The sequence below is a fragment of the Oxalobacteraceae bacterium OTU3CAMAD1 genome, from assembly GCA_024123915.1.
GTDB lineage: Bacteria > Pseudomonadota > Gammaproteobacteria > Burkholderiales > Burkholderiaceae_D > Rugamonas.
Genome location: CP099650.1, coordinates 2,868,607 through 2,881,043 on the forward strand (window position 1 = coordinate 2,868,607; position 12,437 = coordinate 2,881,043).

A 12,437-nucleotide genomic window follows, 5' to 3' on the forward strand; every position below is an offset into this window, starting at 1 on the left:
GCGAAGGTAAGTCAAAGAAACTCAGGCACACTCGTTATTTACGTAGAAGGACAACCATGAATTTAGCAAATCAAGTCGCTCTGGTCACGGGCGCATCGCGCGGTATCGGCAAGGCCATCGCGCAAGAGCTGGCCCGCCAGGGCGCGCGCGTGATCGGCACCGCCACCACCGAGGCGGGCGCCGAGGCGATCAGCGCCTACCTGGCCGAGTTCGGCGCCGAGGCGGGCAAGGGCATGGTCCTGAACGTGACCGACGCCGCGCGCTGCGCCGCCGTCATCGACGAGATCACCAAAACGGTCGGCGCCGTGGGCATCCTGGTCAACAACGCCGGCATCACGCAGGACCAGTTGGCCATGCGCATGAAGGACGAGGAATGGGACAGCGTCATCGCCACCAACCTCAGTTCCGTCGGCCGTTTGTCGCGCGCGGTACTGCGCGGCATGATGAAAGCGAAAACTGGGCGTATTATTAACATCACTTCGGTGGTGGCGTCGTCGGGCAATCCAGGCCAGATGAACTATGCCGCCGCCAAGGCCGGCGTCGAGGGCATGGGCCGCGCGCTGGCGCGCGAGATCGGCAGCCGCAACATCACCGTCAACAGTGTGGCGCCGGGCTTTATCGATACCGACATGACCAAGGCCCTGGGCGAAGAGCAACACGCGGCGCTGCTGACGCAGATTCCGCTGGCGCGCCTGGGCAAGCCGGAGGATATCGCTGCGGCGGTGGCCTTCCTGGCGTCGCCGCAAGCGGCATATATTACCGGCACCACCTTGCACGTGAATGGCGGTATGTACATGAATTGATGGGTTTGGGCATGAATTAATATGCCGATTCCCGTCTTTTACCAGTGATTTCGAAAGAGTTTGCAGTAAATTAGCGGCAGACATCGAAATTAGTTTTTCAGTGCGCAAACCTGATAAAATGCGCGCTTTCCGTAACAAACAAATGGAGCCATAACATGTCGGATATCGAACAACGCGTTAAGAAAATCGTCGCTGAGCAACTGGGCGTCGCAGAAGCAGACATCAAAATCGAATCCTCGTTCGTCGACGACCTGGGCGCTGACTCGCTGGACACCGTCGAGCTGGTGATGGCCCTGGAAGACGAATTCGAAATGGAAATCCCTGACGAACAGGCAGAAAAGATCACGACCGTACAGCAAGCGATCGACTACGCTACTGCACACGTCAAGGCCTGATTTACCGCCCGATCGACTTTAGGAGAATCGCTTGAGAGGTTCTAAAAACCGTCGTGTTGTCATTACCGGCCTGGGCGCCGTTTCCCCGATCGGCAACAATGTTGCCGACACGTGGGCGGCGGCGCTGGAAGGCAAATCCGGTATTGCCACCATCACCAAGTTTGACGCGCAAGCTTTCAGTACCCGTTTTGCCGGTGAAGTCAAAGGCTTCAATATCGAGGACTACATCTCGGCCAAGGAAGCCCGCCATATGGATACGTTTATCCATTACGGCATGGCGGCCGGTATCCAGGCCGTGCAGGATTCCGGCGTGGTCGTGACCGAAGACAACGCCGATCGCATCGGCGTCATCATCGGTTCCGGCATCGGCGGCCTGCCGATGATCGAAGAGCAGAAGGAAGATTACGACAAGCGCGGTCCGCGCCGTATCTCCCCGTTCTTCGTGCCGGCCTCGATCATTAACATGATCTCCGGTAACCTGTCGATCAAGTACGGCATGCGTGGCCCTAACCTGTCGATCGTGACGGCCTGCACCACCGGCCTGCACTGCATCGGCGCCGCCGCTCGTCTGATCGAGTACGGCGATGCCGACGTGATGGTGGCCGGCGGCGCGGAATCGACCATTTCACCGCTGGGCCTGGGCGGTTTCGCCTCGGCCAAGGCGCTGTCGTCGCGCAACGACGATCCGGCGACCGCCTCCCGTCCATGGGATGCGGACCGCGACGGCTTCGTGCTGGGCGAGGGCGCCGGCGTGATGGTGCTCGAAGAGTACGAACACGCCAAGGCGCGCGGCGCCACGATCTACGCGGAATTGCTCGGCTTTGGCATGAGCGCCGACGCGTATCACATGACCTCGCCGTTGGAAGACGGCGCCGGCGGCAGCAAGTCGGCGCAAGCCGCGTTGCGCAACGCCGGTGTCAACCCCGACCAGGTGCAGTACGTGAACGCGCACGGCACCTCGACGCCGCAGGGCGACGTGGCCGAGGTGCAGGGCATCAAGCGCACCTTCGGCGACCACGCCAAAAAGCTGGTGGTCAACTCGACCAAGTCGTTGACCGGCCACCTGCTGGGGGGCGCCGGCGGTCTGGAAGCGGTGTTTACGGTGCTGGCGGTCCACCATCAGGTGTCGCCACCGACCATCAACATCTTCAACCAGGACCCCGCCTGCGACCTGGACTTCTGCGCCAATGTCGCCCGCCCGATGAAGATCGAGTACGCGCTGAAGAACTCGTTCGGGTTCGGCGGCACCAACGGCAGTCTGCTGTTCGGTAAAATGTAAAAAAGTTTGACTTCGCGTTGAACTAAATCCGGGCTCACCTGGTCCAACCAAAGTGAGCGAGGATTCGGCGCTGGCATTCGCCAGCGCCAGAATTGCCCAGCCTTGCGCTGGCGCTTCCAAGCTGTGTTGTTTCCCCCAATTTTTTGTGTACGCGTTTTGTGGTGCTGCCGTCATGTCGATTGCGGTGTCCGTCATCGTTCGCCCTTCGTCCTGCTTGCGCTTCTTGCACGCAGGGCTGTGTAGTTGCGTGACGATGTCGGGTGCCGTGTGTCCGGGCGTGCTCGCGCCGCTGCTGTGTGTGTTGGCCGGCGTGCTCGGCTGGGTGATGGGGCGTCCCTGCGGTTTCGCGCTGCAGCTTGATATATCGGGTGTCGGCAGGGTCCGGCTGGCGGTATACCAAGAACCAGGGACGGCCTTGCGCCTGCTGGATGGGTCGACCTTGTGGCCGGGCATTTTGTTGTTGCGCCTGGGTGGCGACGACGGCAGGGTGCGTTGGGTGCTGGTGCTGCCCGATGGTGTGACGCGGCCTGAGCTGCGTGCGCTGTCGCTGGCGTGCCGTTCCGTTGCTGGACGCACTGAAATAAAAACGCCAACACTGTGAACTTCTTGCAGCGGGCTAACTCTATAGCATATATGACTACTAGATTTGGCGATGCTGCAGGCCACTGAGGAATGCAGGAGTGACGACAGAACGTGAGTGTGACCAGATGCTGGTCGACCGGGTCCGGGCCGGTGACAAGCAGGCGTTTGATATGCTGGTGGCGAAGTATCAACGCCGCCTGATGCGCCTGCTGTCGCGTATCGTGCACGACCCGGCCGAGGCTGAAGATGTGGTACAAGAGACGTTTATCAAGGCGTACCGGGCGTTGCGGCATTTTCGCGGCGACTCCGCCTTCTACACGTGGCTGTACCGCATCGGCATCAATACCGCCAAGAACTTCCTGGCGACGCAGGGCCGCCGTACGCCCACGTCGACCGAAGCGGATGCGGAACAAGCGGAAGGCTTTAACGATGGAGAGCATTTACGCGACATTAATACGCCGGAATCCATGCTGGCAAGCAAACAAATCGCGCAGACGGTCAATGCGGCGATGGATGCCTTGCCTGTGGATTTGCGCACCGCGATCGCCTTGCGCGAGATCGAGGGATTGAGCTATGAGGAGATTTCAGACATCATGGCCTGTCCCATCGGCACGGTCCGCAGCCGCATATTCCGTGCCCGCGAAGTCATCGCCGAAAAATTGAAGCCTTTACTGGACATGCCGATTGACAAGCGCTGGTAAGGCAGTAATGATGGCAATTGTTGTTGGCGTCCAGAAAGTGTCGACTAGGCGGCACCAGGGTGGATGTGTTTTAAGATGGCGGGATACGCGATGGATACCCAGAAAAGACTGCACGAAAACATCTCGGCGCTGGCCGATGGTGAACTGCCGCACAGCGAACGGGAGCTGGCATTCGCCGCCCTCGACACTGCGGACGGGCAGGCGGCCTGGCGCGCTTACCACCTGACCGGCGACGTGCTGCGCGACCAGGCCGACGGCACCCTCAGCGACGGCTTCAGCGCGGCGCTGGCCGAGCGCCTGGCCGCCGAACCGGCGCACGAGCTATCCCCGTTCACGCCCGGCGCCAGCGATCCGGCCGCGCCGCCGTTCGACGCGGAGCCGCCGTCCGAGGATCTGCCGGAGTCGCGCGCCGACGTGATTCTTCCCTGATCTTTCCACGGCCCTGCCACGATGCGGCCATGCCTTTGCCGTAATTCTGCCTTAAGCCAGCGGCCGTCACATACTCTTATAATAACTTTGGGCAAGCTGGCGGGCGACTTTTCGCTTACCATGTATGCTAACCACCCATGACGCCTGGCGATACTGGGTGGTTAAACGCATCCAAGAACTTTATAGAGACCGATACTTTCCATGAAAAACAATTTCACTGCTGGTAGTAAAACTCTTTCCGCGCTGCTGGTCGGCGCAAGCGTATGGATGTCTCCGGCCCTGCTGGGCGTGGCGCCCGCCACAGCGGCCGCGCCGGTCACCGGCGCCGTGCTGGGCTTGCCTGATTTCGCCGATCTCGTCGACAAGGTCGGCCCGGCGGTGGTCAATATTCGCACCACCGAAGTGATGAAGCAGGGCGGCCGCGGCGAAGAGCTCGGCGACGAGGAAATGCAGGAATTCCTGCGCCGCTTCTTCGGCGGCGCCATTCCCCAGCCCGGCCCCGGCGGCAAGGCCACGCCTCCGGGCCGTGGCAATCCGCGCGGACGCCGCCAGGCGCCGGACGAGCCCGTCCAGCGCGGCGTCGGCTCCGGCTTCATCCTGTCGGCCGACGGCTATGTGATGACCAACGCCCACGTGGTCGAGGGCGCCGACGAGGTGTTCGTCACCCTGACCGACAAGCGCGAATTCAAGGCCAAGGTGCTGGGCGCCGACGCCCGCACCGACGTCGCCGTGCTGAAAATCGAAGGCGACAAGCTGCCGTTCCTGATCATGGGCGACTCGGACAAGATCCGCGTCGGCGAATGGGTGATCGCCATCGGCTCCCCGTTCAACCTGGAAAACACCGTCACCGCCGGCATCATCTCGGCCAAGCAGCGCGACACCGGCGACTACCTGGCGCTGATCCAGAGCGACGTGGCCGTCAACCCCGGCAACTCGGGCGGCCCGCTGATCAATATGCGTGGCGAGGTCATCGGCATCAATTCGCAGATCGCCACCTTGTCCGGCGCCTACAACGGCATATCGTTCGCGGTGCCGATCGACGAGGCGATCCGCGTCTCCGAGCAACTGAAGAAGTCGGGCAAGGTCACGCGTGGCCGCATCGGCGTGCAGATCGGCGAAGTGAGCAAGGAAGTGGCCGAATCGCTGGGCTTGAAGAACGCGCAGGGCGCCGAAGTGTCGCTGGTCGAGCCGGGCGGTCCCGCCGACAAGGCCGGCATCAAGTCGGGCGACATCATCCTGAAATTCAACGGCGCGCCGGTGACCCGATCGTCGGACCTGCCGCGTCTGGTGGGCGGCACGGCCATCAACAGCAAGGCGACCGTGACGGTATGGCGCAAGGGCCAGCAGATCGACCTGCCGGTGGTGGTGGCTGAGCTGGAGCCGGAGAAGGGCGCCAAGGCATCCAAGGGCAAGGGTAAAGGCAAAGGTGAGCAGGCCGAGCCGGAAGCGCAAGGCAAGCCGAACGCGCTGGGTCTGGTCGTCAGTGATTTGACGGCCGACCAGAAGAAGGCACTGGGCGTGAGCGGCGGTGCGGCGGTCGAGTCGGCCGAGGGCGTGGCTTCGCGCCTGCAAGAGGGCGATGTGATTCTGCAGCTGAATAACAGCGAGATCAAGGACGCCAAGCAGTTCAACGCGCTGGTGGCCAAGCTCGATCCGAAGAAGCCGTCGGTGCTGCTGGTGCGCCGTGGCGAAGCGACACAGTTTATTTCGTTGCGGCCGAGCGCGGCAGCGAAAGAGAAGTAAACGGCGGAATCACCCGGCAACCCCCGGCCAACCCGGGGTCGGACCCAGCGGGTCCGACCCCACGCCAACGGGGTGCGGGTTGAACGGCTCCGATTTCCATGCACTTCACCCTTTATTCCCGTGGCTACTGCCACCTGTGCCAGGACATGCTGGACGCTTTGCTGCGTCTGCAAACGCCGTCGCGCCCGTTTACCGTCGACGTGATCGACATCGACACCTCGGACGATCCGACCTTGCTGGCCCGTTTCGACGAGCTGGTGCCCGTGCTCTACGCCGATCTGTCCCAACCCGAGCTGTGCCACTACTTCCTCGACGAGCCGCGCGTGCTCGCCGTGCTTCATGCCCGCTCCATTGCTCAATAAATAAGCAAAATAAATGTCGCAGTGCAGAAGTCGGCCTTTCCCCTCTGAAATCCGGTAAAATGCGGGGTTAGCTACATCAGGCGCTCGCCAGGGCATTACTGCCCCGCTCGGAGCGCTTTTTTTGTATTGCGCACAAGGATGTCACTTCCACGCGCGCCCGTCGTCTCACCCCCGTTTTTGAATATTTGTTAATGAACAACATACGCAATTTTTCCATCATCGCCCACATCGACCACGGTAAATCGACCCTGGCAGACCGCATCATTCAACTGTGCGGCGGCCTGTCCGACCGCGAGATGGAGGCGCAGGTGCTCGATTCGATGGATCTGGAGCGCGAACGCGGCATCACGATCAAGGCGCAAACCGCCGCGCTGCAATACAAGGCGCGCGACGGCGTGGTCTACAACCTGAACCTGATCGACACCCCCGGCCACGTCGACTTCTCGTATGAAGTCTCGCGTTCGCTGTCGGCCTGCGAAGGCGCGCTGCTGGTGGTCGACGCCTCGCAAGGCGTGGAAGCGCAGACCGTGGCCAACTGCTACACCGCGCTCGACCTGGGTGTCGAAGTGGTGCCGGTGCTGAACAAGATCGACTTGCCGAACGCCGATCCACCGACCGCGATCGCCGAGATCGAAGACGTCATCGGCATCGAAGCCGGCGACGCCGTCCATTGCTCGGCCAAGACCGGCCTGGGCGTCGAAGACGTGCTCGAGTCGATCATCGCCAAGGTTCCGCCGCCGAAAGGCGACCCGGAAGCGCCGTTGCAAGCGCTGATCGTCGACTCCTGGTACGACCCGTACGTCGGCGTCGTCATGCTGGTGCGCGTGATCAACGGAACCTTGAAACCAAAGGACAAGATCAAACTGATGGCGACCGACTCGCTGCAGCTGGTCGAGGACGTCGGCATCTTCGCGCCGCGCTCGGTCTCCCTGCCGCAGCTGTCGGCCGGCCAGGTGGGCTTCATCATCGCCGGCATCAAGGAATTGAAGGCCGCGAAGGTGGGCGACACCGTCACCCTGGCCAACCGTCCGGCCGCCGCGCCGCTGCCGGGCTTCAAGGAAGTCCAGCCGCAGGTGTTCGCCGGCCTGTTCCCGGTCGAGGCCAACCAGTACGACGCGCTGCGCGACTCGCTGGAAAAACTGAAACTGAACGACGCCGCGCTGATGTACGAGCCGGAAGTGTCGCAGGCGCTGGGCTTCGGCTTCCGCTGCGGCTTCCTCGGCCTGCTGCACATGGAGATCGTCCAGGAGCGCCTGGAGCGCGAATTCGACATGGACCTGATCACCACGGCGCCGACCGTGGTGTATGAGGTCGTGATGCGCGACAACAGCATCCTGAAGGTGGACAATCCATCGAAGATGCCGGAGCCGACCAAGATCAACGAAATCCGCGAGCCTATCGTCACGGTCAACCTGTACATGCCGCAAGAATACGTCGGCTCGGTGATCACCTTGTGCATCGGCAAGCGTGGCGTGCAGATGGACATGGCCTACCACGGCCGCCAGGTCAAGCTGGTCTACGAGATGCCGATGGGCGAGATCGTGCTCGACTTCTTCGACAAGCTGAAGTCGACCTCGCGCGGCTACGCCTCGATGGACTACGAGTTCAAGGAATACCGCGCCTCCGACGTCGTCAAGGTCGACATGCTGATCAACGGCGAGAAGGTCGACGCGCTGGCCATCATCGTGCACCGCTCCAACTCGGCCTATCGCGGCCGCCAGGTGGCCGCCAAGATGCGCGAGCTGATTCCGCGCCAGATGTTCGACGTGGCGATCCAGGCCGCCATCGGTGTCAACGTGATCTCGCGTGAAAACGTCAAGGCCTTGCGCAAGAACGTGCTGGCCAAGTGCTACGGCGGCGACATCAGCCGGAAGAAGAAACTGCTCGAGAAGCAAAAAGCCGGTAAAAAACGCATGAAACAAGTGGGCTCGGTCGAGATTCCACAAGAGGCATTCCTGGCAATCTTACAAGTGGACGATAAATGAGCCTGCAAGTAATCTTAGGTAACTTCGCATTAATCCTGTTCGTGCTGATGGTGATCACGGGCGTGATCTGGTTCCTGGACGTGTTCTACCTGGCCAAGCAGCGCCGCGCCGCCGCCAACCGCGCGCTGGCCGAGTACGACGCGCGCAACGCCAAGCTGACCGCCGACGGCATCAAGGTCGACAACACCGGCAACCGCGCCGCGATCGAGGCGGGCATCCTGCGCCAGCCGGTGTGGATCGAGTATTCGGGCAGCTTCTTCCCGGTCATCGCGCTGGTATTCTTCCTGCGCTCGTTCCTGTACGAGCCGTTCAAGATCCCGTCGTCGTCGATGGTGCCGACCTTGCTGGTGGGCGATCTGATCCTGGTGAACAAGTTCACCTACGGCATCCGCCTGCCGGTGCTCAACAAGAAGATCATCCAGATCAACGACCCGCAGCGCGGCGACGTGATGGTGTTCAAATATCCGCGCGACATGAGCCAGGACTACATCAAGCGCGTCGTCGGCGTGCCGGGTGATAAGATCACGTATGCAAACAAGCGCTTGACGGTCAACGGCGTGGAAGTGAAATACACCGCGCTGGACGATTACCTGGACGACGAGCGCCTGGTCTACAACAAGCAGTACCAGGAAGGCCTGACCGGCGTCACGCACCGCATTCTGAACAGCGACCGCGCGCCGACGTTGAATCCGGCCGAAGTGCAGCAGTTCCCGTTGAAGGACGAATCGTGCACCTACACCTATGACAGTTTCACGTGCGTGGTTCCTAAAGGTAACTATTTCATGATGGGTGATAATCGCGATAACAGCCTCGACAGCCGCTACTGGGGCTTCGTTCCTGATAAGAACATTGTTGGAAAAGCATTCTTTGTCTGGATGAACCTGGGTAACCTGCGCCGCATCGGCAGCATCCAGTAATTCGTAAATAAGCTGGTGGACGCGGGGCGGACCGAAAGGGACTAACATGCAATCAGTTCGTCGATACAGGAAACAGGGCAGGCAACAGGGCATTTCACTGGTGGGACTGATCGTGGTCCTGGCCGTGCTGGGCTTTATCGGCGTGCTGGGGCTGAAGATCGTGCCCACCTACACCGAATACCGGGCGATCCAGAACGCCATCGTCACGGCCAAGGCCGCCGGCGGCAATTCGGTGGTCGAGATCCAGAAGGCGTTCGACGCCAGCGCCACGACCGGGTACATCAGCTCGATCAACAGCCGCGATCTGGTGATCGGCAAGGAAAACGGCGAGATGGAAGTGAGTTTCGCGTACGAAAAGAAAATCCCGCTGGTCGGACCGGCCAGCCTGCTGCTCGAATACCAGGGCACGACCGCCAAGTCCGGCATGCCGGCGGCGACGGCGAAAATCGATGAATAAAGCCAGCCGATTAATTTAAAAGCGTCGAATCGACGCCACACAGAACCGATCAAACAATGAATCTTCAGTTATTGCAAACCCGTTTAGGCTATACGTTCCAGGATGCCGGCCTGCTGCAGCAGGCCTTGACGCATCGTAGCCACAGCAGTTTGCATAACGAACGGCTGGAGTTCCTGGGCGATTCGATCCTCAACTGCGTGGTGGCGTCCATCCTGTACGAGCGTTACGTGGCGATCGACGAGGGCGACCTGTCGCGCCTGCGCGCCAACCTGGTCAAGCAGCAGTCGCTGTACGAGATCGCGCAAAAGCTGGAGCTGTCGCAGTTCCTGCGCCTGGGCGAGGGGGAGTTGAAATCGGGCGGCTTCCGGCGTCCATCGATCCTGGCCGACACGCTTGAGGCGCTGTTAGGCGCCATTTTTTTGGATGGCGGCTTCAACCCGGCGCGCGACGTGATCCGCGCCTTCTACATCCCCATCCTCGACACCGTCGATCCGCAAACCCTAGGCAAGGACGCCAAGACGCTGCTGCAGGAATTCCTGCAAAGTAAGAAGATTTCGCTTCCGCTGTACAATGTGGTGGCCACCCATGGCGCCGCCCACAGTCAGGAATTCGAAATCGAATGCCTGGTGCCCAAGCTGGGCATCCAGGTCTACGGACGCGGCGGCAGCCGCCGCGCCGGCGAACAGGCCGCCGCCAAGCTGGCGCTGGAAGTGGCCGAACAGGCGTTGCTGAAGACCCCGGCCGCCAGCCGCAAGGCCAAGCCGCGCGCCGCCCAGCTCAAGCTGGCCGGCATCGCCACCGTGCAGGGCGAGGCCGGCGACGAAGCCAAGCCGGCGGCCGATGCCGCGCCGGCCAAGGCGGCCACCAAGTAATTGCTGGAAGTAATTACGAATGTATTACATAAAGCGCAACACCATACTCTGAAGCGATATAGCATGACTACCGAAACGACCCCCGCCAACTTCCGTTGTGGCTATATCGCCATTGTCGGCCGCCCCAACGTGGGCAAATCGACGTTGATGAACACGCTCATCGGCGCCAAGGTCAGCATCACCTCGCGCAAGGCGCAGACCACGCGCCACCGCATCACCGGCATCCAGACGCATGACGACGCGCAGTTCATCTATGTCGACACGCCGGGCTTCCAGACCCGCCACGCGAACGCGCTCAACAAAACGCTCAACAAGACCGTCACCAACACCCTGATCTCGTCGGACCTGATCCTGTACGTGATCGAGGCGGGCACCTTCGGCCCGGCCGACCAGCAGGTGATGGATCTGCTGCCGTCCGAAGTGCCGGTGATCCTGGTTATCAACAAGGCCGACAGGGTCAAGGACAAGGCCGTGTTGCTGCCGTTCGCCCAGCAGGTCGCTGGCAAGTTCAACTTCGCCGCCATCGTGCCGGTGTCGGCCAAGCTGCGCTTCCAGCTCGACGGCCTGGAAAAAGAGATCAAGAAATTCCTGCCGGAGAACCAGCCGATCTTCGGACCGGACGACATCACCGACCGCAGCGAGAAATTCCTGGCGTCCGAGATCGTGCGCGAAAAACTGTTCCGCTTCGTCGGCGACGAGCTGCCGTACACCAGCACCGTGCTGATCGAGCAGTTCGAGCAGGAGGGCGACCTGCGGCGCGTGTTCGCCGCCATCCTGGTCGAGCGCGACACGCACAAGTCCATGATCATCGGTAACAAGGGCGCGCGCCTGAAGGAAGTGTCCACGCAGGCGCGTCTGGACATGGAAAAGCTGTTCGGCGGCCCGGTCTACCTGGAGATCTGGGTCAAGGTCAAATCCGGCTGGGCCGACAACGAAGCGGGTCTGCGCGCCTACGGCTACGAATAAAAGAGGACCGATGTCCAACACCACGCACGACGCCGAGGCTGATGCCGATACCACGGCCGAACCGCGACAGGCAGCGCCTGGCGCGGAGCGTGGGATAGTGCCTGCCACAACGTCGGCGCCCGTGGTGGTTGCCACCCCGGCCGCCCCAGCAACTCCCGCCAAACGCCCGCGCGCGCCGTCGCGCGAACGCACCTTCGGCACCAAGGTCGCCGGCCAGCCGGCCTTCGTCCTGCACAGCTATCCGTACAAAGAAACCAGCCTGATCATCGATCTGTTCACGCGTGACTTCGGCCGCGTGGCCTTGATCGCCAAGGGCGCCAAGCGGCCGCACTCGCAGCTGCGCGGGGTGCTGCAAACCTTCCAGCCGCTGTCGTCGAGCTGGGTCGGCAAATCCGAGCTGCGCACCTTGACCGACGCCGAATGGGTGGGCGGCATGCTGCCGCTGGAGAAAACCGCGCTGCTGTGCGGCTTCTACCTCAACGAACTGCTGGTCAAGCTGCTGGCGCGCGACGACGCCCATCCGGCCCTGTTCGACCACTATGTCGCCACGCTCAACCAACTCGCGCACAACGAACCGGCGCCCATCGTCTTGCGAAAGTTCGAACGGGCCTTACTTAGGGAAACAGGGGTCTCGGCCGACCTGTCGCGCTGCACCGCCACGCGCGCGCCGGTGCGGGCCGACGTGGTCTACGTGGTCGATCCGGAGCGCGGCCCGCGTCCCGAACGCGCGTCCGACCAGTCGCCGCGCGTGGCCGGCAAGACGCTGCTCGATATGGAGCGCGAGGACTACCAGGACGCCGCTACGCAATCGCAGAGCAAGCAGCTGATGCGCTTCCTGCTGGCGCACCACCTGGGCGGCGCGCCGCTGAACACGCGCCAAATACTGATCGACCTGTCGCAGTTATAAAACAATCCGCAGTTATAAAAACATACACGGTAAAGACAA

General features: G+C 61.7%; 14 protein-coding genes. All 14 read left to right on the forward strand.

What is annotated here, in order from left to right:
* The first annotated feature begins 56 nt into the window (after positions 1–56).
* Entirely contained in the window at positions 57–803 is a 747-nt protein-coding gene (fabG, locus tag NHH88_12365; GenBank protein ID USX16523.1) for a 3-oxoacyl-ACP reductase FabG, read from the forward strand.
* 155 nt (positions 804–958) lie between these two features.
* Complete coding sequence (gene acpP / locus NHH88_12370) at positions 959–1,198, forward strand: acyl carrier protein (protein ID USX16524.1); 240 nt, start codon at positions 959–961, stop codon at positions 1,196–1,198.
* A gap of 31 nt (positions 1,199–1,229) precedes the next feature.
* Positions 1,230–2,477, forward strand: coding sequence for a beta-ketoacyl-ACP synthase II (gene fabF, locus NHH88_12375; protein ID USX16525.1), 1,248 nt, complete (start codon positions 1,230–1,232; stop codon positions 2,475–2,477).
* Between the two features lie 52 nt (positions 2,478–2,529).
* Complete coding sequence (locus NHH88_12380) at positions 2,530–3,078, forward strand: hypothetical protein (GenBank protein USX16526.1); 549 nt, start codon at positions 2,530–2,532, stop codon at positions 3,076–3,078.
* 106 nt (positions 3,079–3,184) lie between these two features.
* On the forward strand, positions 3,185–3,760 hold the full coding sequence (gene rpoE / locus NHH88_12385) for an RNA polymerase sigma factor RpoE (protein USX17330.1): 576 nt from the start codon (positions 3,185–3,187) through the stop codon (positions 3,758–3,760).
* A gap of 90 nt (positions 3,761–3,850) precedes the next feature.
* On the forward strand, positions 3,851–4,189 hold the full coding sequence (locus tag NHH88_12390; GenBank protein USX16527.1) for a sigma-E factor negative regulatory protein: 339 nt from the start codon (positions 3,851–3,853) through the stop codon (positions 4,187–4,189).
* Positions 4,190–4,456: 267 nt separating this feature from the next.
* A complete protein-coding gene (locus NHH88_12395) occupies positions 4,457–5,932 on the forward strand; it encodes a Do family serine endopeptidase (GenBank protein ID USX17331.1) in 1,476 nt (491 codons plus the stop codon).
* A gap of 98 nt (positions 5,933–6,030) precedes the next feature.
* Positions 6,031–6,294 carry a glutaredoxin family protein gene (locus NHH88_12400; protein ID USX16528.1) on the forward strand — a complete coding sequence of 88 codons (264 nt, stop codon included), beginning with the start codon at positions 6,031–6,033 and terminating at the stop codon, positions 6,292–6,294.
* A gap of 191 nt (positions 6,295–6,485) precedes the next feature.
* Positions 6,486–8,279, forward strand: coding sequence for a translation elongation factor 4 (lepA, locus tag NHH88_12405; protein USX16529.1), 1,794 nt, complete (start codon positions 6,486–6,488; stop codon positions 8,277–8,279).
* The gene (gene lepB / locus NHH88_12410) at positions 8,276–9,196 is read left to right on the forward strand and encodes a signal peptidase I (protein ID USX16530.1); all 921 of its coding nucleotides are present in this window, start codon (positions 8,276–8,278) and stop codon (positions 9,194–9,196) included. The genes lepA and lepB overlap by 4 nt, the downstream gene beginning before the upstream one ends.
* 46 nt (positions 9,197–9,242) lie before the next feature.
* Positions 9,243–9,653 carry a DUF4845 domain-containing protein gene (locus NHH88_12415; GenBank protein ID USX16531.1) on the forward strand — a complete coding sequence of 137 codons (411 nt, stop codon included), beginning with the start codon at positions 9,243–9,245 and terminating at the stop codon, positions 9,651–9,653.
* A 56-nt stretch (positions 9,654–9,709) separates the two neighbouring features.
* Positions 9,710–10,525 carry a ribonuclease III gene (gene rnc / locus NHH88_12420; GenBank protein ID USX16532.1) on the forward strand — a complete coding sequence of 272 codons (816 nt, stop codon included), beginning with the start codon at positions 9,710–9,712 and terminating at the stop codon, positions 10,523–10,525.
* A gap of 63 nt (positions 10,526–10,588) precedes the next feature.
* Positions 10,589–11,491: a GTPase Era gene (era, locus tag NHH88_12425; protein ID USX16533.1), complete on the forward strand. Its 903-nt coding sequence runs from the start codon at positions 10,589–10,591 to the stop codon at positions 11,489–11,491.
* A gap of 10 nt (positions 11,492–11,501) precedes the next feature.
* Positions 11,502–12,398 (forward strand): DNA repair protein RecO, encoded by an 897-nt coding sequence (gene recO, locus NHH88_12430; GenBank protein USX16534.1) that lies wholly within the window; start codon positions 11,502–11,504, stop codon positions 12,396–12,398.
* Positions 12,399–12,437: the final 39 nt, after the last annotated feature.

Excerpts from the sequence above, each read along its gene's own strand:
- acpP (USX16524.1), top strand. The coding sequence starts at position 959 with ATGTCGGATATCGAACAACGCGTTAAGAAAATCGTCGCTGAGCAACTG.
- lepB (USX16530.1), top strand. The coding sequence starts at position 8,276 with ATGAGCCTGCAAGTAATCTTAGGTAACTTCGCATTAATCCTGTTCGTG.
- NHH88_12400 (USX16528.1), top strand. The coding sequence starts at position 6,031 with ATGCACTTCACCCTTTATTCCCGTGGCTACTGCCACCTGTGCCAGGAC.
- rnc (USX16532.1), top strand. The coding sequence starts at position 9,710 with ATGAATCTTCAGTTATTGCAAACCCGTTTAGGCTATACGTTCCAGGAT.
- lepA (USX16529.1), top strand. The coding sequence starts at position 6,486 with ATGAACAACATACGCAATTTTTCCATCATCGCCCACATCGACCACGGT.
- NHH88_12415 (USX16531.1), top strand. The coding sequence starts at position 9,243 with ATGCAATCAGTTCGTCGATACAGGAAACAGGGCAGGCAACAGGGCATT.
- recO (USX16534.1), top strand. The coding sequence starts at position 11,502 with ATGTCCAACACCACGCACGACGCCGAGGCTGATGCCGATACCACGGCC.
- NHH88_12395 (USX17331.1), top strand. The coding sequence starts at position 4,457 with ATGTCTCCGGCCCTGCTGGGCGTGGCGCCCGCCACAGCGGCCGCGCCG.
- NHH88_12390 (USX16527.1), top strand. The coding sequence starts at position 3,851 with ATGGATACCCAGAAAAGACTGCACGAAAACATCTCGGCGCTGGCCGAT.
- era (USX16533.1), top strand. The coding sequence starts at position 10,589 with ATGACTACCGAAACGACCCCCGCCAACTTCCGTTGTGGCTATATCGCC.
- rpoE (USX17330.1), top strand. The coding sequence starts at position 3,185 with ATGCTGGTCGACCGGGTCCGGGCCGGTGACAAGCAGGCGTTTGATATG.
- fabG (USX16523.1), top strand. The coding sequence starts at position 57 with ATGAATTTAGCAAATCAAGTCGCTCTGGTCACGGGCGCATCGCGCGGT.